The following is a 21,324-nucleotide window of genomic DNA, read 5'->3' as shown; positions in this document are numbered from 1 at the left end:
CTCCTCGTGGACCTTTCCTCGCTGACCGCCATCGACGTGCACACCCACGTCGAACAGGACAGCCACGGCTGTTTCGCCCTCGACCAGGAACTCCTGGACGCCTCGGAGAAGTACTTCCGCGCCGGCCAGGACCGCACGCCGACGGTGGGCGCGATCGCCGAGCACTACCGGGCGCGGAAGATGGCCGCCGTCGTGTTCACGGTCGAGGCACCGGCCGCGACCGGGCACCCGGCGCTGTCGAGCGAGGAGATCGCCGACGCGGCCGCCGGGCACGCCGACGTGCTCATCCCGTTCGGCTCGGTCGACCCGCACGCCGGCAGGGCCGCGGTGGCGCGGGCGCGGCGGCTGGTGGGCGAGCACGGCGTGCGCGGGTTCAAGTTCCACCCGAGCCTGCAGGCGTTCGAGCCGAACGACGTCCGGTACTACCCGCTCTACGAAGCGATCGCGGAGCTGGGCGTGCCGGCGCTGTTCCACACCGGCCAGACCGGCATCGGCGCCGGCCTGCCGGGCGGGCACGGCATCAAGCTGCGCTACTCGAACCCGATGCTGCTCGACGACGTCGCCGCCGACTTCCCGGAGCTGACGGTGATCCTGGCGCACCCGTCGGTGCCGTGGCAGGACGAAGCGATCTCGGTCGCCACGCACAAGGCGAACGTGTACATCGACCTGTCGGGCTGGTCGCCGAAGTACTTCCCGCCGCAGCTGGTGCGGGCGGCCAACACGCTGCTGAAGCGCAAAGTCCTGTTCGGCTCGGACTTCCCGGTGATCACCCCCGACCGCTGGCTCGCCGACTTCGCCGAGCTGGACATCAAGGACGAGGTGCGGCCGATGATCCTCAAGGACAACGCCATCGGGGTACTCGGGCTGAGCTGATCCGCCGGACGACGTTTGTCCGCTACGTCCCCGGGCATTCGCAGCCTTCCAGCACTCACGAGGGGAGGCGGCGTCGTGGCGGAGGGTGACGTGCGCACCTACTTCGAAGACGGGCTCTGGAAGAACCGGGTCGAAGGCGGCCGGCGGGCGTCCAACACCTCCCTGCGCCGCATCGACGCCGTGCTGGCCGGACGGCAGATCGCGCGGAAGCGCCGGGTCGGGCACTTCGTGCACACCCCGCAGGGCGAGGTCGAAACCGAACGGGACTTCCGGCCCCGCCGTCCGGCGCCCGGGTGACGGCCCTCTGTAACGAATCACCCGTTCGGACGATAGCCCGTTCGTGCCCGGGGACGCCCCGGCCTTCACGAACGGACTACCCATGCCTCGCCTCCGCCTGGCCGCGCTCCTCACGGCCGGATCCCTCGTCCTCGTCTCCGGCTGCTCCGGCAGCCCGAGCACGCCGGCGCCGGCCGCCGCCTCGTCGTCGTCCGCGGCGCCGTCCTCGAGCGCGCCGGCGGCCCCGGCCCTCGACGCCGCCAAGGTGGGCACCGCCGTCTCCGACGCCGCCAAGCAGGCCTCGGCCGTGCACGTCAAGGGCACGATGGCCCAGGACGGCAGCAACGTGAACCTGGACCTGCAGCTCAACCCGGACAGCGCGAGCGGCACCGTGGTCAAGGACGGCCTCGAGATCCCCGTCCTGCGCATCGGCGACAAGTACTGGTTCCGCTTCACCGACTCGCTGGTGAAGCAGGCCGGGATCCCGGCGTCGGCCGCCAAGCAGCTCACCGGCAAGTGGGTCGCGTCGACGGCCAAGGTCGGCGCGGGCATCGCCGACGCCTTCAAGGTATTCCTGGACTACAAGTCGTTCACCCAGGGCACTCTCGGCGAGCTGGAGAAGTCGACCTTCACCGGCGGTGAGCCGACCACGCTCGCCGGCGCGCCGGCGCTGAACTTCACGAGCCCGGACGGCACCGCCACGGTGGCCGCCGCCGAACCGCACTACCTGCTGCGCATGCAGGACCCGAAGAGCGGCGCGATGGAGTTCGGCGACTGGAACAAGCCGACCACCGTCTCGGAGCCGCCGGCCGCGGAGATCTACTCCGGCCCGGGTTCCTGACCGCGGCGCCCCGGACGCCACGGTGGCGTCCGGGGCGGTGTCCGGGGCGTCACGCCCGGGCCAGGACGGCCCACACGGTCTTCCCGCCGGACCGCCTCCGGCTGCAGCCCCAGGTCTTCGCGACCTTGGTGACCATCCGCAGCCCCAAACCCACGCTCGCCAGGTCGAGGCCCTCCCGCAGCACCGCGGCCCGCGAACTGGTGTCCGCCACCTCGACGGCCAGCTTCCCCCGGCGCAGCTCGAGCCGCAGCCGGGGCTCGGAATCGGTGTGCCGCAACGTGTTCTCGACGAACTCGGTGGCGACGAGCTCGGCGTCCTCGGCCAGCTCGGGCACCATCCACTCCGCGCAGGTGCCCCGGACGAACGCCCGGGCCCGCGCCGAGGCACCCGTCGAGCGGTCGAGCACGCGGCCGGCCCGCCGGCGCGCCGGCCGGGTCAGCGCCGCCTCCGCCGCGCCGACGTCGGCGTAGACCGGGACGCGGCGGTCCACCGCGCGGGCGGCGAGCACCGCCCGCTGTTCCGGCCGTCCGGTGACGAGGGCGAACGGCACCGCCGGCCAGTCGGCGATCCGCAGGGCGACCAGGGCGAACACCCGGGTCAGGGCGTGGTCGCGCAGGTCCAGGCGTTCGATGTCGACGAGGACGCCGTCCTCGGCATCGACCGCGAACTCCAGAAGCCGGTCCCGCAGCTGCCGGTACGTCGTCCGGTCGAGCACACCGACCACTGCCGCCTGGGCCGGGGCACCCGGCCGGGGCACCAGCCACACCGAGTTGTGCCGAGCCGACACGGGCGACCACCTCCTTCGGGGATCACCCGATCGGATAACCCGCACCGAACCCGTCAAACACGGCAGGCGGCCTGTCGCACCAACGCACCAACGCTCAGTGCCCGCCGCCCGAGACGAGACCCGCCATGTGTACTTCCCTCCCGGCCGGGGTAACCGTCCCTCCTCCCGACATCCGCGCGGAGCACGGAGAAACCGCACCGAACCCGAGGAGCCGGCCATCGCCACCGCGGTCCTGTTCGACGTCGACGGCACGCTCGTCGACTCCAACTACCTGCACGTCCACGCCTGGCGGCGGGCGTTCCACGAGCTCGGCCGCACCGTCGACTCCTGGCGCGTGCACCGCGCGATCGGCAAGGGTTCGGGCAAGCTGCTGAGCACCCTGCTGGGCGACGAGGACGCCGGCCGCGTCGGCGACCGCGCGAAGGACCTGCACAGCCGCTTCTACCTGGAGACGGCGGACCTGCTGCGCCCGTTCGACCGCGCCCCGGACCTCGTCCGCGAGCTGGCCGGGCGCGGGCTGCGCGTGGTGCTGGCGACGTCGGCGGGACCCGACGAGCTGAAGGAGCTGCGCCGGGTCCTCGACGTCGACGACGTGGTCACCGGCATCGTCTCCGGCGACGACGTCGACGCGACCAAACCGGACCCGGAACCGGTGTTCGCCGCCCTCGAGAAGGCCGGCACGGCCCCGGCGGACACGATCTTCGTCGGCGACGCGGTCTGGGACGTCCACGCGGCGACGAAGGCGGGCGTCCGCACGGTCTCGGTGCTTTCCGGCGGCGTCGGCGCGGCCGAGCTGACCGACGCGGGCGCGGTCGCGGTCTACGACGACGCCGCGGCGTTGCTGGCCGGGCTGGACGACAGCGTGCTGATCAGCTGAGCTTGCGCGCCACCAGCCGCTCCACCAGCCCGAGCTTGAACCGCTCCCGCCGCTCCACCGGCAACCCCAGCGCCTCGACCAGCTTCGACGGCCGCCGCCGGAAGTGCTCGCCCGCCAGCGGCACGCTCCCCAGCTCCACCAGCCACTGCCCGGCCCGCACCGCCCGGGACGTCGAAGCGACGTGGTCGACCAGGATCAGCCGGCCGCCCGGGCGCAGCACCCGGACCATCTCCCGGACCGCCGCCGCGTGGCCGGGGATCGCGCAGAGGCCGAACGTGCACAACACGGTGTCGAAGGAATCGCCGGCGAACGGCAGCTCCTCGGCGTTGCCCTGGCGCAGGGTCACCTCGCGGCCGAGCCGGCGGGCGCGGTCACGGGCGATGGCGAGCATCCCTTCGCTGAGGTCGAGGCCGGTGAGCGGCACACCGTCCGGGTAGCACGGCAGGTTGAGCCCGGTCCCGACCGCCACCTCCAGCACCTCGCCCGCGGCCTGCCCGCAGGCCCACTCGCGCGAGTCGCCGAAGAGGCGGCGGTCCCAGACGCCCATCTCCTCGTCGTAGACCGGGGACTTGCGGTCCCAGGACCGACGCCACCGCTCCGCCTTCGTCATGCCCCCAGCGAAGCACGAACCGACGGCTCAGCCGAACATGCCGGGCTCGTAGCCACCCCCCTTCTGGTGGACGATCACCGCGAGCCGGTTGGCCGAGTTCATCTGCGCGACCAGCGCGACCAGGGCGGCGACCCGGTCGTCGTCGTAGTGCTCGCGGACCCGGGCCCACGTCTCGTCGGAGACGCCCGGGGCCGCGTCGGCGATCCGCGTGCCCTCCTCGGCCAGCGCGAGGGCCGCCTGCTCGGCTTCGGTGAACACCGTGGCTTCGCGCCAGGCCGCGACCAGGTTGATCCGGACGGCGGGCTCGCCGGCGGCCGCGAGTTCCTTGGTGTGGATGTCGACGCACCAGCCGCAGCCGTTGATCTGGCTGACGCGCAGCGACACCAGCTCCTGGGTGACCTTCGCCAGCGGTGACTGGACGATGGCCAGGCTCGCGGTGCCGAACCGCTTCGCGAACCTGGCGCCGATTTCGTTGCCGGTCAGGGTGAACCGGGGTTCCATGGTTTCGTCCTCTTTCGTGGTCGGGTCGGACGACCACGAGATGCCGGTGGCCCCTCGCCGCGTGACAGCCCCGGCGGGTGACCACGATCACTGTCACACCGACGCAGCGCCCGGCATCTGGTGGGCGAACCCGGGAACGAAGAGGAGCCACCATGGCCGACCCCGCCACCGAGGCCTTCCTCGGCTGCCGCAACCTGCTGTTCACCGTCGCCTACCAGCTGCTCGGCTCGGCCGCCGACGCCGAAGACGTCCTGCAGGAGACGTGGCTGCGGTGGGCGGACGTGGACCTCGACGCGGTGCGGGACCAGCGCGCCTACCTGGTCCGGATCACCACCCGCCAGGCGCTGATGCGGCTGCGGGCGCTCGGCCGGCGCAAGGAGTCCTACGTCGGGCCGTGGCTGCCCGAGCCGCTGCTGACCGCGCCCGACGTCGCCGAGGACGTCGAGCTGGCCGACAGCGTGTCGATGGCGATGCTGCTGGTGCTGGAGACGCTCGGGCCGGCCGAGCGGGCGGTGTTCGTGCTGCGCGAGGTGTTCGCGCTGGACTACGACGAGATCGCCGAAGCCGTCGGCAAGCGCCCGGCCGCGGTGCGCCAGATCGCGCACCGGGCCCGGTCCCACGTCGCCGCGCGCCGGCCGCGCGGGACCGTCTCGGCGGCGACGACCCGGGACGCGCTCGACGCGTTCCGGCACGCCGTCGAGACGGGCGACCTGCGGGACCTGCTCGACGTCCTGGCGCCCGACGTCGTGTTCCTCGGGGACGGCGGCGGGGTCGTGCAGGCGACGCTGTCGCCGGTCGCCGGGGCCGCCGACGTGGCCCGCCTGCTGGCCGCCGGTCTGGGCAACCTCGCCGCCGGCACCCTCGAACCGGCCCAGGTCAACGGCTACCCGGCGCTGATCCTGCGGCGCGGCGGCGAGATCGACACCGTGCTGGCGGTCCGCGTCGACGACGGCCTCGTCACCGGCCTCTACGCCGTGCGCAACCCGGAGAAGCTGTCGCGCCTGGGCGGGACGACCGCGCTCAGCCGCTGACTCACCCGACGTGCGCGGCCGCGGCGAGGATGACCTCGGCGACGACGTCGGGCCGGGACACCGCGACCGCGTGCGAGGCGTCGATCCGGCGGACCGTCGAGGACGCGCGCTCGGCCATGAACTCCTGAGCCTGGGCCGGGATCGCGTTGTCCTGGTTGGCGATCAGGGTCCACGACGGCAGCTTGGACCACGCCGGGGTGCCCTCGAACGGCGCGGCGAGGGCCTGCTGCGCGACCGGCCGCTGGGTCACCGCCAGGACCGCCGCGGTGGCCGCGGGGACGTCGGCGGCGAAGACCTCGGCGAAGTCCGCCGGCTTGATCGACAGCTCGGGTTCGCCGTCGTGCACCAGGACGTCGGTGGTCTCCGGGCCGAGCTTGGCGCCCGGGTGGCGGCCGGACAGCTCGAACACGCTCTCCCCCGCGTCGGGCTGGAACGCGGCGATGTAGACCAGGGCGCGGACGTTCGGCGTCTCGGTGGCCGCGCGGGTGATCAGGGCGCCGCCGTAGGAGTGGCCGGCCAGGACGACCGGGCCCTCGACGCCGTCGACGACGTCCTTCACGTAGGCCGCGTCGGACTCGACGCCGCGCAGCGGGTTCGCCACCGCCTTGACCGGATAGCCCTGCTCCTGCAGCTTCGCGACGACGCCGGTCCAGCTCGACGAGTCGGCGAACGCGCCGTGGACCAGGACGATGGTGGGCTTGCTCATGGCTGGCTCCTTCAGGGAGAACGATCGGTCTTTCTGCGGACTACTCTGGCGCGCCGGGATCGCCGTGGCAATGTGATGAACACGATCTGGCAGAACGATCGGTCTTTCTCTATGCTGGCGGGATGACGACTGCCGAGCCGCACCCGAAGGACCGGCTGCTCGCGACCGCCGCCCGGCTGTTCTACGCCGAGGGCATCCACGCCGTCGGGGTGGAACGCCTGGTTTCCGAGGCGGCCGTGACCCGGGCGACCTTCTACCGCCACTACCCCACCAAGGACGACCTGGTCGCGGCCTACCTCGCCGAGACCAGCCGGCAGATCCGCGCCGCCGTCGACGCGGCGCGCGCGGGCAAGCCGCCGCGCCAGGGCCTGGTCGACGCCATGGCGGTGGTCGGCGACGCGACCCGCGGCGAGGACTTCCGCGGCTGCCAGTTCCTCAACGCCGCCGCCGAGTTCCCGGACCCCGGGCACCGGGTGCGCCAGGTGATCGAGGACCACCGGCAGTGGTTCTTCGGCGTGCTCCGCGAGCAGGCCGCGGCGCTGGGCCACCCGGAACCGGACCACGCGGCGCGCGTGCTCGTCCTCCTGCGCGACGGCGCCCTCCACGGCGGCGAACTCGACGACCCCGGGAAGGTGCGCGCGACGCTGCAGCGGGCCGTCGACGACCTCCTGCCGGCCTGAAACCGCGCCGAACACGCGTTCCGACGGCGTTCACCTGCAAAAACCCGGCAAAGCTAGGCCGTTCGGGTTACCTTGAGCGCGTAAGGTGACGGAGGTCCTCATGGCGGCAGACGACGCTTCGCTGGTCCCGGCCTGGTGGGAGCCGATGCTCGCCAAGGCCGACGGCGGACGGCTGCGCAGCGGCCCGGAGTGGGCCTACGAGTACAAACTGGACGGCTACCGCGCGGCCATGCGGATCGCCCCGGACGGCACCACCGTGCTGACCAGCCGCAACAACATCGACTTCACCGCCGAGTTCGCCGAACTCGCCGGCGTGCTCGGCCCGGCTCTCGACGGGCAGGCCGCCTACCTGGACGGCGAGGTCGTCGTCTACGGCGAAGACGGCCGGATCGACTTCGAGCGGATGCAGGAGCGCCGCGGCCGCTGGGTCCGGCACCAAAGCGGGCCGAAGGGCCTCGAGTTCACCGACGTCCCGGTCCGGTTCCTGGCCTTCGACCTGCTCCGGCTGGGCGACCGGAGCCTGCTGGCCACGCCGTACGACGAGCGCCGCCGCCTGCTGGCGGAGCTGCCGATGCCGGATCCGTACCGCGTTTCGGTGGTCCACGCGGTCACCTTCGACGAACTCGCCGCCGACCGCCGCACGCCCGCCGACTTCCTCGCGCACGCCGCGGCCGCCGGGTACGAGGGCGTCGTCGCGAAACTGCGTTCGTCGGCCTACTCCCCCGGGCAGCGGCCGGACTCGTGGCTGAAGCACCCGCTGATCCGGACGCAGGAGGTGATCGTCTGCGGCTGGCGGCCGGGCCAGCGCAGCTTCACCGGCACCCTCGGCGGGCTGCTGCTCGGCGCCCACGACCCCGGCACCGGCGACCTCGTCTACATCGGCGACGTCGGCACCGGGTTCAGCCAGGCCACCCGCGCCGACCTGATGGCACAGCTGCAGGCCCTGGAGCGGCGCACGCACCCGTTCGCGACGACGCCACCGCGGGAGGACACCGTCCGCGCGCGCTGGGTCGAACCGCGGCTGGTGGGCGAAATCGTCTACCGCCAGTTCACGCGCGGCGGCCGCGTCCGCCACACCGCCTGGCGCGGCCTTCGCCAGGACAAGGATCCCGCGGAGATCCTGGCGCCGCGCGCGGTGGCGCCCGAGCCCGCCCCGGCGCCGCCGCCCGAGCCCTCGGGGCAGCGGATCACCGTCCAGGCAGGGAACCGGCGGCTCACACTGTCCAATTTGGACAAGGTGCTGTACCCGGCGGCCGGGTTCACCAAGGGCGAGGTGATCAACTACTACTCGCGCGTCGCGGCGGTGCTGCTGCCGCACCTGGCGGGCCGGCCGGTGACGTTCATCCGCTACCCGAACGGCGTCGACGGCCAGAAGTGGTTCGAGAAGAACGTGCCCAAGGGCGCCCCGGATTGGCTGCGCACGGTCCGGCTGGCCGGCCGCGGCGGCACGATCGACTACCCGATCCTCGACGACCTGCCGGGCCTGGTGTGGGCGGCGAACATGGCGGCGCTCGAGCTGCACGTGCCACAGTGGACGGTGGCGTCGGGTGCCCGCGGCACCCCGGACCGCCTGGTGTTCGACCTCGACCCGGGCCCGGGCACGACGATCGTCGACTGCTGCCGGGTGGCCGAGCGCCTGCACGACGTGCTGGTGGCGGACGGCCTGACCCCGTACGCGAAAACGTCGGGCTCGAAGGGGATGCAGCTGTACTGCGGCATCCGCACGGACGACCCGGCGGCGCCGTCGACGTACGCGAAGGGGCTCGCCCAGCGCTTGGCGCGCGAGACACCGGAGACGGTGACGGCGGTGATGGCGAAGGCGCAGCGGCCGGGCCGGGTGTTCATCGACTGGAGCCAGAACAACCCGGCCAAGACGACGGTGGCCCCGTATTCCCTGCGCGGCCGCGACCACCCGACGGCCTCGACCCCGGTGACGTGGGACGAGGTCCGCGCGTGCCGGCACGTGACGCACCTGACGTTCACGGCGGACGAGGTCCTCGACCGCATCGACGACCACGGTGATCTGCTGGCCGGGCTGAAGGAAGCCGCACCGCTGCCGGACTGAGGTCAGGAGCGCCGCAGGAGGCGCTTGGCGAGGCCGCGGAGGAAGGACTTCCGGGGTTCTGGCGGTGGTGCTTCGGTTTTCCGGGGGGCCGGGGTTGCTTGCGCTGTGCTCGGTTCGGGACGCGCCTGCGGGATCTCGGGGATGTCGGTTGCTTGGAGAGCATGCCGGGGCTGCGCCTGGGAGGCCGGAGCCGCCGCGGGCGGCCGATGTGCTTGCGGCGCTGCGGGAACCTGCGCGGCATCGGCGGTTCCCGAGCTCTGCGACGCCACCGCCGCTGCCTCGGAAGGCCCCTGCGGCACCGCGGGAACCTGCGCGGCACGAGCAGTTGCCGTGGTGGGCGCCGCCGGGGGCGATTCGCCGTGCGGCACAGCGGACTCCGCCGCTGGGCCTCCCTGCGGCGCCGGGACCTCCTGCCGCGCCGGGGCTTCCCGCCGCACCGGAACCTCCGGCCGCGCTGGGCCTCCCTGCCGCACCGGAACTTCCTGCCGCGCCGGAACCTCCGGCCGAGGAGCCGGGATCTCGCCCGACATCCGTCCCGCCTCCGGCACCGCCCCCGGCCGCGCCGCCAGCATCTCCGGCGTGATCGCCGGGGTCATCAGCGGGGTGTGAGCCGCGTCCGCGTTCGGGGTCGCCGGTTCGCGGGCCACCGGGTAGCGGGCCAGCGGGTCGTCGTCGACCGCGCCGTTCGCCCGGTGGCCGCGGAGGAGACCGCAGCACCCCAGCAGGCCGAGCAGGCCCGCCAAACCCCACCACACCGTCATCGCGCTCCTCCGTTCCCTCGCCCCCCGGATATCCGGCCCCGCGCCGGCCAACCGGAGCGTTACCCGGGTGGGTGACGGCTCAGCCGAGCTTCGGCACGTCGCCCGCGAACGAGATCGGCAGCTCGTACAGCCCCCGCGCGGTGCGGCCGCCACCGAGCCAGCCGTGGAAGAAGATGTGGCCGTCCACCACGTCGGCGCCGCCCGGGGCGTCCACCTTGCCGCCGAGCAGGTCGGTCGACAGGAACTGGGCGTCGGCCTTCACGAACGGGCCGGTCAACGCCGGCGCGGACGCGTAACACGTGTGGTAGCCCGTGCTCCGGAACGTGTCCGCGGAGTAGAACAGCAGGTAGCGGGACGCCGTCCGGACCACCGAAGGCGCCTCGACGATCGCCTTCTCCGCCGTGAGGTCGGCCCGCAGCAGTTCGGTGCGCGGGCCGGTGAGCGTGCGGCCGTCGGCCTGCAGCCGCTGCGTCCAGATCGCCGCCGGCGGGCCGGTCGGCGCACCGTCACTCTTGTACAGCAGGTGGCGCGAGCCGTCCGCGTCGACGAACGTCTGCGGGTCGATGTCGCCGTGGTCCTCGGGCGCGCACACCAGCGGCCGGTCGCCGGCCGGCCTGTACGGGCCTTCCACCCTCGTCGCCGTCGCGGCGCCGAGGCACATTCCGCCGCCGGTCTTCTGCGCGGCCGCGAAGTACAGCACGAACGTGCCGTCCGCCAGTTGCGTGACATCGGGTGCCCAGAACCCGCCGTCCGGCTTCGCCCACACCGGTACCGCGCCGAGCGCGTCGCCGGTTACCCGCCACGGCCCTTCCGGCGCCGGCGCGGTCGCGAACGGAATCCGCGTCGCGCTGGTGCCCGTCGAGAACGCGAAGTAGCCCCAGGCGGTCTTGAGGACGTCCGGATCAGGAAAGTCCTGGTTGATCAGCAGCCGCGGCGCGCCGATCGCCGCGGCTTCCGGGGCCACCGCGAACGCGGCGGTGACGGCGAGGGCGAGCAGGAGAGCCTTGAGGCGCATACGCGATTCTGTTGGCACACCGGAACTTCGGCAACGGCAGGCGGCCGCCGTCACCGGGAAGCGTGGATTTGCCCGCGCGCCCGGATCGAGGGGATTCCCACGGGCCCGGACGGGGTAGCCGCCGTCGCATGCACGCAACGAGCGGCCGGGGGGGCGTACCGCGCCGGGCCCGTCGGCCAGGGCCGAAGTGCTCGCGGCGGCCGGGATGGTCGTCACGGTCGCCGTCGTGGAGGTCGTCCTCGCCGCCTCCGACGCGCTGCGGCCGTGGTGCTGCTCGTCGTGCGCAAAGTCGCCGTGCACCGGCTTGACCGGGCGTGACGAAAAACCGCCGCGCGGGAGTTCCCACGCGGCGGTCCGGACCGGGATCGGTCAGTTGCCCTGGGCGGTTCCGCCGTCGGCGATCTCACCGGCCGCGCAGTTCTGCGGGTTGTCGCCCTCGGCCGAGTGCTCGCCCGGGGAGAGCACCGGGACGCCGATGCCGTCGGCCGAGTCGTGCACCGGGACCTGGACGCCGAGCACGTTGATGTCGTTGTTGCAGACGCCGCCGACGACGTTCAGGTTGTGCACCGCGTCGAGGTTCTGCACGTTGCCGATGAGGCCGAACTGGTCGGTGGAGTCGACCGGGTGGCCCGCGACGGTGACGTTGGTCGCGGACGCGGATCCGCCGAGCACCGCCATCCCGGCGGCGAGGGCGGTGGCGACGAAGCCGAACTGCTTGATCACGGGGTGGAACTCCTTCTGAAAACCCACCGGACGGTCCGGCAGGGGATCGGGGAAGGGAACGGGCCCGGCTTCGGTCAGCCGGGCCCGGGAAGTCGGTAGGGGTGCGGACGCGCCGGATGGGACCGGCGCACTTCTCCAGCGTCGCGGCCGGTCCCACCCGGGCCGGCGCCGTCCGGCGTCGCGACGAGCCTGGGACGCGGAACCGGAGTGTGCAGCTCGTTCCGGATTCCGGGACCGCGACGCGACAGTGGCGCGGACGCCGGCTCCGTGCCGGAGCCGGCGTCCGCACACACAGCGGGCGGCCCCGGCACGGAGAGCTGTCAGTGACCCTGGCTCGTGCCGCCGTCGACGAGGCCACCCGACGCGCAGTTGTACGGCGATTCGCCCTCGGCGTCGTGCGAGCCCGGCGACAGGATCGGCACGCCGATGCCGTTGAGCGAGTCGTGGATCGGCACCTGGACGCCGAGCACGTTGACGTCGTTGCCGCACAGGCCGAGCGTGCCGTTGACGTTGTGCAGCACGTCGGTGTTGTTCAGGTTGACCAGGCCGACCTGACCGATCTGGTCGTAGCCGCCCCAGTGGTGGCCGTGGTGCTCGTGGCCGTCCGGGGTGCCGGCCGCGGCGACGCCGCCGGCCAGGAAGGCACCGGCCGCCGCGGCGACCGCGACGAAGCCAATCTTCTTCAGCATGTGATTACTCCTCGATGAACGATTTCGGAGAATCAGGACGGCAATGAAGGTGTGTTCTCCGTCCTGCATGCCGGAAAACTTACTGGCCTTCGCGGACTGTTGCCACTTCGTGACACCATCGTGTACGTACCGCGAGCCTCTGACCGCGCTTGGCGTGGCCCGATCGGGTTACGCCGAAATTCACCCGATCACGCTTTCCGGTCCATCATGCGCCCCGGAGCGCGTTTCGGGCAAGCACCATCACGGGCAAGACGAAGAGCCCGCGCCCCTTCCGGTGGGGGCGCGGGCTCTTCGGCGAAGCCGGGACTATCCGGGCCAGGCCTCGGCTTCGGCCGTGAGCGCCGTGGTCACGTCGATTTCGCCCGACCGCACCCGCCACGCGAGCGAGTCCCGCTGCGGCCGCAGCAGATGCCAGCCGACGACGGCTTCGTCGCCGTAGCAAGGGTTTTCCTCGTCACCGATCCCCAGCGCGGCGAAGTACTGGCGGGCGGGCCAGGTTTCGGGAACCCAGGCGCGGGCCCAGCGTACGACGATCCTGGCGAGGTCGTTGCGGCCGTCCGCCGGGTGGATCAGGCGGTCGCCGGTGGTGCAGATGAGGCGTGGCGTGAACGTCGCGCCGAGCGGCGCGACGACGAGATCAGTGTTCATTTCTCCCCCGGTCCACGGCAGTGGACGGAATGGCCCGGCTCGGATGCGCTGCTGCGCTTGAGAAGGGGAAGGACGGCCGGCGGCGGACGTACGCGCACAACGCATCCCTCCACGGCTCTGTCTTGAACCGGGAGCCATCTTACAAACGCCGGGAAAGGCGCCGGAGGCGGGGTTCTTCGCCCGTTCCCGTGACTGCGGGAGTGAACGGGAGCCGCGGGGGTAAGCGGCCGGGGAAAGGCCCTCCGACCGGAAGGAAGAACCGAGATGACTTACACCGCACGGAAACTGCTCTGCGGAACGGCCACGGCCGCGGCCATCGCCCTGACCGGCGCACTGCCGGCCTCGGCGGCCCCGGAATCCGCCATCCCGGCCCGGCACGCCCAGACCGGCGACGGCAACGCCCGCGACACCGCACCGGACGACAACGACGACAACGGGCTGTGGGGCTTGCTGGGTCTGGCCGGCCTGCTGGGCTTGGCGGGCCTGGTCCGGCGCGGCCCCAAACCGGGAGCGATGGCGGGATACCCGGTGGCCGAAGCGGAACCCCCGGCGAACACGTACCCGCCGGCGGCCCCGCGGCGGAACCCGCCGGGTGTTTGAGCGGGAGCGCGGGAGGGTTGGCCGGGCGCTGTAGCCTGTGCCCGGCAGCCGCCCGCGGGGCTGCGGCGGAACTTGTCGGGTACTTGAGCACCGGCCCGCGATCCCCCACCGTATCCACCAAGCGCCTGAGCGCCACCAGTACCCCGCGCCCGGCCTTCCCCGGCCGCCCGAGTGACTCTGGTGCCCCGCACCGCGGATCCCCTTCCCTCTTCTCTTCGCGCAGAACGTCCCGGCGCCGGCGGCGTCGGGACGTTCTGCGTTTCCTGCTTCTCCGATTGGCGCCCAGTTGTCAGGTCTCGGCACCGAGGAGGCCGCGAAGACGACCGGAAAACCGGCCGCGCGACCGCCGCCCAGATTAGCGAGTTACTCGGCGGGCAAGAAGTGTTTTTTCGTCGTACCCTTCTTAAGGGTGGCATTCCGAGCTCGGGGAAAAACCGCATGATTACCCATTCCTTCGTTCCCTAAACCTCACGATCGAGTAAGGGTGCGACGTCACCCGATCTGACACCAGGCGCACCCGAGGTGAAGAAAAGCGGCTCGATTCAGCCGTATATCGCAATCGGCCGCCACGCACGAGTGATGGTATTACGCACCGTAGCCGAACCGCAAAAACACTTCCGATGCGCTTCACGCGAACTTGATGTTTGTTCCGGTGCCGGCTCGTGGCCGTACACCGTGCGAAATCGAGCACCATCAACGGCCCCCCGACATCCGCTCGCGCTATCGCGGATCGGCGCTCACGATGAGCGCAGTCGGCATCGCACAATCCGGAGGAGTACGACATGAAAAGTGCACTGACCCGAGCGCTCACGGTGTTCGTCACCGCGGCCGCGGTGACCCTGGCGGGGGTGGGCGTGGCGACCGCGGGCGGGCCCGGCGGCAGCGGGTCGTCGAGCACCACGAGCGCGGCGGCCGAGGTCCAGGGCCTGCGCGACCAGCTCGCCGCACGGGCGGACCGCGGGGACGTGCCCGGCACGCAGGCGACCCTCGCCCGGCTGGATCCGCTGCTGTCCGATCTGGCCCAGGGCAAGCGGTACACCGTCCAGGCCGCGGCCAAGGACAGCGCGGCCACGGCGCAGCAGGAAACCACCAAGGCACGCAAGGGCGTCGACGACCTCGCCGCCCAGCTGCAGTCCCGCCAGTCGCTGCCGCCGGTGTCGGCTCTGCTCAACGCGCTGTTGCAGCGGGTGCTGATCAGCCTTTCCGCGCTGGTGAACGACCTTCTCGGCGGGCTGCCCGTCCCGGTCGGCTGAGCCGGCCGGCCCCCCGGACGGACAAACCGGCGACGGCCCGGCGCGGTTCCCCTCCCGCGCCGGGCTTTCGTCGTCGCCGGCCGGCGAAACCCGGCGAAACCCCGGCGGAACACCAGAAAGCCCGGTGCGGCGGACCGCACCGGGCTTCGATGTGCCGGGGCTATTCGTAGACGACGTAGGCAGGAGCCGGGTTCAGCGCCATGACCTCGGCCGGGCTCATCAGGGCCGCGCCGTGGCGGGTGTCTTCGTCGAAGAACAGCTTGAAGCCCGGCCGCACGTGGTCCGGCATGGTCGTCATCAGCGTCTTCCACGTCGCCTTCTTGGCGGCGGCCGACCCGATGCCGTCGACCACCTTGACCACCGAAACCCCGTGGTGGGCGTGCAGCAGCTGCTCGTCGCGCACCACGGACGCCGCCACCTGGTGGTAGACCATCACCTTGGCGGGCAGCCGGTGCGCGTCGGCCAGGGTCCCGAGGTAGCGGGCGACGCCGTCGAGCTCGTCGCCGGTCGTGCGGCCGAACTTCTTCCCCGGTACCACCCCCGGCTCCACGGCCCACTCGGGGTCGAGCGCGACCCCGACGTCGGGCTCGGTCAGCCAGCGCTCGTAGGCCTGGACCTCCGGCAGGAAGTCGGCGCGGCCGGGCTGGATGTTCAGCAGCAGCAAGCCTTTCACCGCCCGCGCGGCGTCGAGGTAGTCGCGCACCGTCCCGTCGTCGCAACGGCTGCGGTACAGGCCGTCCGCGCCGGGCGAGCGGTGCACGGTGGTCGCGATCAGCTCGACGACCGGGGTGATCGGGCGGCCCGCGGGGAACGCCTCGATCTGCCGGCGCAGCGCGCGGCTCGCTTCCGCGAGGTCGCCGGTCATGCGGCCGAGGGCCTTGGCGCCCGGTGCTCCGCAGAAACCGACGAGGAGGCTGGTTTCGAGCGGGTTCGGCGGTGGTGGCGGTGGTTCCGCGGCGGCCGCGGCGGCCGCGGGCGCCGGCACGGCGAGCGAGTGTCCCCGCGCCAGCGCGCCGCACGCGCTCGTGGCCAAGCCCGCGAGGGCGGCGGTGAGGACCAGACGTCGATCGAAGGTTCGTTCGGCGGCGACCGCCTTTTTCGGGACCATCGCGGGGAAATACCCGATCACGATCTTGGCCAAACCCGGTTCGCGCCGATCACCGCATCGTGCCCGCGCCGGTTCCGCACCCGGCGTCCCGGCCTGCGGAAACGTGGATTTCGGGGCTGTGCCGGGCCATTCCGCGCTCACCCGACCCGGTGGCCCGGCCCGCACCCGTCCGGGGCCGGCCGCACACTTCCGGCATGCGTTGCCTTTTCCGGTTCGGTACCGGGTTCACCGCACTCCTCGCGTTGGCGGCCTGTGGCGGTCCGGCGCCCGTGGCCCCGGCGCCCGCCCCGCCGCGGCCGGCGCCGGCCGCGGTCCGTGTCACGCCGGCGGTGGCCCGGCAGGTCGGGGCCGACGAGCTCGGCCGGGTGCCGGTCCTGATGTACCACCGCCTCGCCGCGCAGCCGCGTTCGGTGTACGACCGCACGCCCGCCGGCTTCACGGCGGAGCTCGAGCGGCTCGCGGCCGAGGACTACGTGCCGGTCACGACGGCCGACCTGACCGCCCGCCGGCTGGACCTCCCGGCCGGCGCGCACCCGGTGGTCCTGACCTTCGACGACGGCGACCCGAGCGTGTTCGGCCTGACCCCGCAGGGTCAGCCGGCCCCGGGCACGGCGATCCGCATCCTGCTGGACGTCGCGGCGGCGCACCCGCGGTTCCGCCCGGTGGCGAGCCTGTACGTCAACGAGCACCCGTTCGCCGACCCGGGCGACGGCCGGACGCTGAGGTGGCTGGCGGAGCACGGGTTCGAGATCGGCAACCACACGCGCAAGCACACGAACCTGCGCAAGGCGACGGAGGCCGAAGCGACCGCGGCCATCACCGAGGGCGACGCGCTGATCCGCCAGGCGATCCCGGGCTACCGGCCGACGACGCTGGCGCTGCCGTTCGGGATCCACCCGCGCCACGAAGAGCTGGCGCAGCGCGGGCCCGGCTATTCGTACGCCGGAGTGCTGCTGGTGGGTGCCGGGCCGGCCCCGTCACCGTGTTCCGCGTCGTTCGACGCGAGCTCGATTCCCCGGATCCGATCCCAGTCCGAAGGCCGCGAAGCGGAGTACGGCTCGACGCACTGGCTCGACGAGCTGGCCACCCCGGGCGGCCACCGGTACACCTCGGACGGAGACCCGTCGACGGTGTCGTACCCCCGGTCCGAGGGCGCGGTGGCGCCGGCGTGTGCGAGCGTGGGCCTTGCCTACTGACCCGATCCCGGCCGCGCGGGTGGACTGGCTGCCGCAGCCCCGCCGCCGCAGCGAGGGCGCCGGTGGGACGACGGCGGCACCACGGTCACCGCGGATCCCGGCCACGCGGCAGGGTGGTTCGGGTGCGGCGCAAGGGACTCTCGCTGCCAAGGCACCGGCGGCGCACACGGCCGCTCCGGCACAAGCAGCTCCCGCCACCACCGAAACCCCGGTCGCGCACACAACTGCCCCGGCACAAGCAGCTGCCGAAGCACCGATCGTGCGCACGACTGCCCCAGCACCAACAGCCCCGACCTCCGCGCCTCAGGCGGCCGCTCCGGCCGGAACCACTGCGGCCGATCCCGAAACATCCGCTTCACCGGCTCCGGTGCAAGAGGTCACGGCGACGCCCGCACCCACCGCTCCGGAGCCGGCCACCCCGGCTTGGCCCGGCCCCGCGGATCTCGCCGCAGCACCGCCTACCCCGGCATCCGCGGCCGCCCCGCGCATCTCACCCGACCTCGCCGCGCCCGAAGCCCCGGAAACCGCCCGTACCGCACCACAAACCGCGCTCCTCGCCCCCGCCCTCTCCGTCGGGCCGCCCGCTCCGCGCGTGCCGCGGCCCGCCGCCCCCGCGCCCCTCGTCGTCCGCACACCCCCTCCCCCGCCCGCTCCGCCGCCGTCCCCCTGGTGGCCGCCCGCCGTTCTCGTGTTCGCCGTGGCCCTCGCCCTCGCCCTGCTCCTCACCCCCCGGGCCGCCGAACCGCGGCGGGTGTCCGGGGTCGCCTCCGCCCGGACCGTCACCCCGGTCCCCGGAACCCGCCCCGCTCCCGCACCCGAGCCGGCCGCGCTGCCGGACGGTGTTCCCGTCACCGAATCCGGGGCCGGTACCTGGCACGTCGTTCCCGGGCCGGGCCGCGACATCGGCGACGGTGACCGCGTCCTCACCTACACCGTCGAAGTCGAAGACGGCGTCGACGTCCCCGGCTTCGGCCACGACGTCGACGCGATCCTCGCCGATCCCCGCGGCTGGACCGGGCTCGGCGAAGTCACCTTCCGGCGGCTCGGGGATCCCGGGGCCGAGCCCGCCGTCCGGATCAGCCTCACCAGTCCCGGCACCGCCCGGCGGCCCGATCTCTGCGGCTTCACCATCCCCTTCGACTCCTCGTGCCGGCTCACCCGCGACCACCGGATCGTCCTCAACCTCGCCCGCTGGCTCCGCGGCGCCCACTCCTACGACGGCGACCTCGCGGGCTACCGCGCCTACGCCGTCAACCACGAGATGGGCCACGCCCTCGGCCTCGGCCACGTCGGCTGTCCCGCCCCCGGTGCGCCCGCGCCGGTGATGATGCAGCAGACCTTCGGGCTCTCCAACAGCTACCTCGCCAACCTCAACCGCGCCGACCCCGGGGCCGCCACGAACGTCCGGCCCGACGGTGCGGTCTGCCGCCCCAACCCCTGGGTCACCGACCCGCACTGAACCGGTGGTTCGGACCGCGCGCCGCACGGGTGTACACGCTGCCGAGCAGCGGCGGGAGATCGTGCCGGCCGGCAGCGTCATCACGACCGTGCCGCCGGCGCACCTGACACGGACGGTGGCGAACCGTCAGCCGGACGAGGTGTCCCCGGTCCCGAACGGGGACCTTGCGCCCACCCCGTTGCCCACCACGGGGCGGGGCCCGCTGGGCCGGACGGGCCACGCTCGGGCAGTGCGAGTGAAGCTCCTTGTCCCCGCGAAACTCCCGGCACTAGCGTCGACGGGGAGGGGACGAAAGCCGGACCGCCCTGACCGGTGGCCGGCTTTCGTTGCCTGACAAGGAAAACGTCAGCGAGGAGTTGCTTGATGACCGCTCTCGGCCAGCCCGTGGCCCGCACCGCGTACCAGCAGTCGGTGGCCGCCTACTGGAACGCCGAAAAGGATCCGGTGAACCTCCGGCTGGGTGACGTCGACGGTCTGTACCACCACCACTACGGCCTCGGCGACTACGACCCGGCGGTGCTCGAAACCCCGGCGGCCACCCGCGACGAGGCGATCATCGCGGAGATGCACCGGCTCGAGACCGCGCAGGCGGAGGTCCTGCTCGACCACCTGGGCCCGATCACGGCGTCGGACCGGCTGCTGGACGCCGGCTGCGGCCGCGGCGGCACGAGCGTCATGGCCCACCTGCGGTTCGGCTGCCAGGTCGACGGCATCTCCATTTCGGAGCAGCAGGTCGGGTTCGCCAACGAGCACGTGCGGCAGCGCGGGATCGACGGCTCGGTGCGCTACCACCTGCGCAACATGCTCGACACCGGCTTCGAGTCCGGGACGTTCCAGGGCATCTGGAACAACGAGAGCACGATGTACGTCGACCTGCACGACCTGTTCGCCGAGCACGCGCGGCAGCTCAAGCCGGGCGGCCGGTACGTGACGATCACCGGCTGCTACAACGACGTCACCGGCGGCCGGTCGCGGGCGGTGAGCCAGATCGACCAGCACTACATCTGCAACATCCACGCCCGCGGCGACTACTTCAAGGCGTTGTCCGCCAACGGGTTCGTGCCGATCAACGTCGTCGACCTGACCGCGGCGACCATCCCGTACTGGGAGCTGCGGGCTCGGTCGTCGGTGGCCACCGGGATCGAGGACCCGTTCCTGACCGCCTACCGCGAAGGCAGCTTCCACTACCTGCTCATCGCCGCCGACCGCATCTGAGGGCGGCGCGGAGTGCCGGAGGAGACCACCATGACCGCGTGTCCACAGTGGACGGGTGACACCGGCCTGCCGGCCGGGCCGTTCGGCCTCGGGACATCGGCGGCGCGGATCGCGACGCAGTTCGCGCCGTCGCCCGGAGCGGACCCGGCGTACGCCTTCCTGCCGTGGGGTGACGGCAGCGCGCCGCCGCTCTACTGCCCGGTCGTGGGCCGCGTCGACGACGGCCTGGCCGCGGAGGTGGACCGGCGGCTGGTCGCGTGGGCGGCCGGCTGCGGGTTCACCGGCAAGGGCCTGGAGCAGATCGCCGGGGCCGGCTTCGGCCGGCTGGCGATGCTCGCCCACGCCGACTGCGACGACCCGGACCGGCTGCTCGTCGCGGCCCAGCTCAACGCGGTCTGGTGGGCGGCCGACGACTACTACGCCGACGACAGCACGCTGGGCGCGGCGCCGACCGAACTGCCGCCGCGCCTGGCGCTCGTCATGGCGGCCATGGACCCGGTCGCGCCGGCCGGGGAGTTCTCGGCGCCCCTCGACGAGGCCCTGCGGTCCGACCCGATCCTCGTCGGGCTGCACTCGGCGATCGACCACCTGGGCCGGCACGGCTCACCGGTGCTCGTGCAGCGAGTCTGCTACGCGACGTTCTCGATGTTCGTCAGCTGGGACGCCTACGCGGCGTGGCGCCACACCGGCCGGTACCCGCCGGCGTGGGAGTACCTGGCGGCCCGCCAGCACGACAGCTTCTACACGTCGATGACCCTGGTCGACGCCGTCGGCGGCTACGAACTGGCCGCGCCGTTCTACTACGACCCCCGCGTGCGCGAGGCGATGATGCGGGCCGGGACGGCCTCGGTGCTGGTCAACGACCTCCATTCGGTGGCCAAGGACGCGGCCGACGAAAAACCGGTCTGCAACATGGTCCTGCAGATCGCCGCCGACCGCGGCTGCCCGGTCGAGGAGGCGGTCGAGGCCACCGTCGAGCTGCACAACAAGATCGTCCACGAGTTCGAGGACGGCCACCGGGACCTCATGGCGGTGCCGTCGCCGGAGCTGCAGCGGTTCCTGGTGGGCGTCCGGTCCTGGATGGGCGGCGGGTTCACCTGGCACGCCACCAATCCGCGCTATCAGTGAGTGAGGTTTCGCTGTGACTGTCACCGACCCGGTGGACGCCGTCGACACCGACGAACAGACCCCCTCCAGCCTCAGCCGGGCCGCCGCCCGGACCCTGGCCACCACCACCAAATCCCTCCCCCAAATGCAGGGCATCTCCACCCGCTGGCTCCTCAAACTCCTCCCCTGGGTCGAAGTCTCCGGCGGGGCCTACCGCGTCAACCGCCGCCTCTCCTACGCCGTCGGCGACGGCCGCGTCACCTTCACCACCACCGGCACCCACGTCCGCGTCATCCCCCCCGA

Annotated in this window: 22 protein-coding genes and 1 pseudogene; 14 read left to right on the top strand and 9 right to left on the bottom strand. The window is 72.7% G+C overall.

Annotated features, from left to right (window positions below):
* The first annotated feature begins 6 nt into the window (after positions 1-6).
* The 3 genes from couO (at position 7) to ABZW17_RS39320 (ending at position 1,990) form a co-directional block, all read left to right on the top strand.
* Positions 7-873, top strand: coding sequence for a 4-hydroxyphenyl-beta-ketoacyl-CoA hydrolase (couO, locus tag ABZW17_RS39330; protein WP_354825766.1), 867 nt, complete (start codon positions 7-9; stop codon positions 871-873).
* Between the two features lie 75 nt (positions 874-948).
* Positions 949-1,170 (top strand): DUF2188 domain-containing protein, encoded by a 222-nt coding sequence (locus ABZW17_RS39325; protein ID WP_354825764.1) that lies wholly within the window; start codon positions 949-951, stop codon positions 1,168-1,170.
* 82 nt (positions 1,171-1,252) lie between these two features.
* The gene (locus ABZW17_RS39320) at positions 1,253-1,990 is read left to right on the top strand and encodes a hypothetical protein (RefSeq protein WP_354825762.1); all 738 of its coding nucleotides are present in this window, start codon (positions 1,253-1,255) and stop codon (positions 1,988-1,990) included.
* 49 nt (positions 1,991-2,039) lie between these two features.
* Here the strand turns inward: ABZW17_RS39320 and ABZW17_RS39315 are convergent, their stop codons facing one another.
* Positions 2,040-2,777: an ATP-binding protein gene (locus ABZW17_RS39315; protein ID WP_354825760.1), complete on the bottom strand. Its 738-nt coding sequence runs from the start codon at positions 2,775-2,777 to the stop codon at positions 2,040-2,042.
* Positions 2,778-2,874: 97 nt separating this feature from the next.
* On the opposite strand from ABZW17_RS39315, the gene ABZW17_RS39310 reads away from it, so the two are divergent.
* Positions 2,875-3,654 carry an HAD family hydrolase gene (locus ABZW17_RS39310; RefSeq protein WP_354825757.1) on the top strand — a complete coding sequence of 260 codons (780 nt, stop codon included), beginning with the start codon at positions 2,875-2,877 and terminating at the stop codon, positions 3,652-3,654.
* On the opposite strand, the gene ABZW17_RS39305 is transcribed toward ABZW17_RS39310, so the two are convergent.
* Entirely contained in the window at positions 3,647-4,264 is a 618-nt protein-coding gene (locus tag ABZW17_RS39305) for a class I SAM-dependent methyltransferase (RefSeq protein WP_354825754.1), read from the bottom strand. The genes ABZW17_RS39310 and ABZW17_RS39305 overlap by 8 nt on opposite strands.
* A 27-nt stretch (positions 4,265-4,291) precedes the next feature.
* The gene (locus ABZW17_RS39300; protein WP_354825750.1) at positions 4,292-4,765 is read right to left on the bottom strand and encodes a carboxymuconolactone decarboxylase family protein; all 474 of its coding nucleotides are present in this window, start codon (positions 4,763-4,765) and stop codon (positions 4,292-4,294) included.
* A gap of 152 nt (positions 4,766-4,917) precedes the next feature.
* On the opposite strand from ABZW17_RS39300, the gene ABZW17_RS39295 reads away from it, so the two are divergent.
* Positions 4,918-5,796: an RNA polymerase sigma-70 factor gene (locus tag ABZW17_RS39295; RefSeq protein WP_354825747.1), complete on the top strand. Its 879-nt coding sequence runs from the start codon at positions 4,918-4,920 to the stop codon at positions 5,794-5,796.
* A 1-nt stretch (position 5,797) separates the two neighbouring features.
* Here the strand turns inward: ABZW17_RS39295 and ABZW17_RS39290 are convergent, their stop codons facing one another.
* Positions 5,798-6,502 (bottom strand): alpha/beta hydrolase, encoded by a 705-nt coding sequence (locus ABZW17_RS39290; RefSeq protein ID WP_354825744.1) that lies wholly within the window; start codon positions 6,500-6,502, stop codon positions 5,798-5,800.
* A gap of 122 nt (positions 6,503-6,624) precedes the next feature.
* Here ABZW17_RS39290 and ABZW17_RS39285 point away from each other — a divergent pair, with 122 nt between their 5' ends.
* Both ABZW17_RS39285 and ligD read left to right on the top strand, forming a co-directional pair.
* Positions 6,625-7,182: a helix-turn-helix domain-containing protein gene (locus ABZW17_RS39285; protein ID WP_354825741.1), complete on the top strand. Its 558-nt coding sequence runs from the start codon at positions 6,625-6,627 to the stop codon at positions 7,180-7,182.
* A 100-nt stretch (positions 7,183-7,282) separates the two neighbouring features.
* A complete protein-coding gene (gene ligD, locus ABZW17_RS39280) occupies positions 7,283-9,247 on the top strand; it encodes a DNA ligase D (protein WP_354825738.1) in 1,965 nt (654 codons plus the stop codon).
* Positions 9,248-10,087: 840 nt separating this feature from the next.
* Here ligD and ABZW17_RS39275 read toward each other — a convergent pair.
* The 4 genes from ABZW17_RS39275 to ABZW17_RS39260 form a co-directional block, all read right to left on the bottom strand.
* Positions 10,088-11,023, bottom strand: a complete 936-nt coding sequence (locus tag ABZW17_RS39275; protein WP_354825735.1) for a glycoside hydrolase family 43 protein — start codon at positions 11,021-11,023, stop codon at positions 10,088-10,090.
* 369 nt (positions 11,024-11,392) lie between these two features.
* A complete protein-coding gene (locus ABZW17_RS39270) occupies positions 11,393-11,746 on the bottom strand; it encodes a hypothetical protein (protein WP_354825732.1) in 354 nt (117 codons plus the stop codon).
* Positions 11,747-12,066: 320 nt separating this feature from the next.
* Positions 12,067-12,435, bottom strand: coding sequence for a hypothetical protein (locus tag ABZW17_RS39265; RefSeq protein WP_354825730.1), 369 nt, complete (start codon positions 12,433-12,435; stop codon positions 12,067-12,069).
* A gap of 306 nt (positions 12,436-12,741) precedes the next feature.
* Positions 12,742-13,083 carry a hypothetical protein gene (locus ABZW17_RS39260; protein ID WP_354825728.1) on the bottom strand — a complete coding sequence of 114 codons (342 nt, stop codon included), beginning with the start codon at positions 13,081-13,083 and terminating at the stop codon, positions 12,742-12,744.
* Positions 13,084-13,347: 264 nt separating this feature from the next.
* Here ABZW17_RS39260 and ABZW17_RS39255 point away from each other — a divergent pair, with 264 nt between their 5' ends.
* Together ABZW17_RS39255 and ABZW17_RS39250 are read left to right on the top strand one after the other, a co-directional pair.
* Positions 13,348-13,683, top strand: a complete 336-nt coding sequence (locus ABZW17_RS39255) for a WGxxGxxG family protein (protein ID WP_354825725.1) — start codon at positions 13,348-13,350, stop codon at positions 13,681-13,683.
* A 782-nt stretch (positions 13,684-14,465) separates the two neighbouring features.
* The gene (locus ABZW17_RS39250) at positions 14,466-14,936 is read left to right on the top strand and encodes a hypothetical protein (protein WP_354825723.1); all 471 of its coding nucleotides are present in this window, start codon (positions 14,466-14,468) and stop codon (positions 14,934-14,936) included.
* A 160-nt stretch (positions 14,937-15,096) separates the two neighbouring features.
* Here ABZW17_RS39250 and ABZW17_RS39245 read toward each other — a convergent pair whose 3' ends face one another.
* Positions 15,097-16,044 carry a hypothetical protein gene (locus ABZW17_RS39245; protein WP_354825720.1) on the bottom strand — a complete coding sequence of 316 codons (948 nt, stop codon included), beginning with the start codon at positions 16,042-16,044 and terminating at the stop codon, positions 15,097-15,099.
* Positions 16,045-16,238: 194 nt separating this feature from the next.
* Here ABZW17_RS39245 and ABZW17_RS39240 point away from each other — a divergent pair, with 194 nt between their 5' ends.
* From ABZW17_RS39240 to ABZW17_RS39220, 5 genes and pseudogenes are all read left to right on the top strand, one after another.
* The gene (locus tag ABZW17_RS39240; RefSeq protein ID WP_354825717.1) at positions 16,239-17,240 is read left to right on the top strand and encodes a polysaccharide deacetylase family protein; all 1,002 of its coding nucleotides are present in this window, start codon (positions 16,239-16,241) and stop codon (positions 17,238-17,240) included.
* A 697-nt stretch (positions 17,241-17,937) separates the two neighbouring features.
* Positions 17,938-18,699 (top strand): DUF3152 domain-containing protein, encoded by a 762-nt coding sequence (locus ABZW17_RS39235; protein WP_354825714.1) that lies wholly within the window; start codon positions 17,938-17,940, stop codon positions 18,697-18,699.
* 363 nt (positions 18,700-19,062) lie between these two features.
* Complete coding sequence (locus ABZW17_RS39230) at positions 19,063-19,914, top strand: geranyl diphosphate 2-C-methyltransferase (protein ID WP_354825711.1); 852 nt, start codon at positions 19,063-19,065, stop codon at positions 19,912-19,914.
* 30 nt (positions 19,915-19,944) lie between these two features.
* Positions 19,945-21,042 (top strand): family 2 encapsulin nanocompartment cargo protein terpene cyclase, encoded by a 1,098-nt coding sequence (locus ABZW17_RS39225; protein WP_354825708.1) that lies wholly within the window; start codon positions 19,945-19,947, stop codon positions 21,040-21,042.
* Between the two features lie 13 nt (positions 21,043-21,055).
* A pseudogene (locus ABZW17_RS39220) lies at positions 21,056-21,324 on the top strand (Crp/Fnr family transcriptional regulator); the annotation flags it as partial.

It is taken from the genome of Amycolatopsis sp. NPDC004625, from assembly GCF_040609695.1.
GTDB lineage: Bacteria > Actinomycetota > Actinomycetes > Mycobacteriales > Pseudonocardiaceae > Amycolatopsis.
The sequence above is the reverse complement of the archived record's forward strand: the minus strand, read 5'-3'. Positions and strand labels throughout refer to the sequence as shown.